Raw genomic sequence first — 529 nt, forward strand, 5'->3', positions numbered from 1 at the left:
ATGTTATTACAATATGCTTTTGAAAAATTGCATATGCGGAGAGTACAAATTAAGACGGATGCACGAAATGAAAAAGCACAAAGAGCAATTGAAAGACTCGGCGCAGTAAAAGAGGGTGTACTTAGAAACGAAAGAAAATTGCCGAGTGGGCATGTTAGAGATGCAGTTGTATACAGTGTTATTGCAAGTGAATGGCCAGCTGTAAAAGAACGGTTATTAGAAAAATTAGAGTCGTATAAAGAAAAACGATAATTCATATTAAGAAAGGTGTATTGATCGTCAAGATGAAAAATATGCCTTTTTTCTTACAAAACGGTTACTTCTTTTATTTACTTTTGTTTCATCATTCCATTATGATAAAAAATTCGTTACAATGTAGTTGTATGGTAATAAACTTATGAATTACACAAATGTAATGAAACCGCAAACGAAAAATGAATTGATAATCCTCAATTTTAAATGAAAACCCTTTAATACATATATATGACAAGAAAAATTCCTTCTTTTAAAAAAATTCAAACAAAATGAT

Annotated in this window: 1 protein-coding gene; it reads left to right on the forward strand. The window is 29.9% G+C overall.

Going from position 1 to position 529, the window contains the following annotated elements:
- Window positions 1–252, forward strand: a 252-nt coding sequence (locus AC1DJR_RS33080) for a GNAT family N-acetyltransferase (protein ID WP_477004578.1), incomplete at its 5' end; no start/stop codon positions are given.
- Between the last annotated feature and the right edge of the window lie 277 nt (window positions 253–529).

The organism is Bacillus sp. 05T31, from assembly GCF_056396725.1.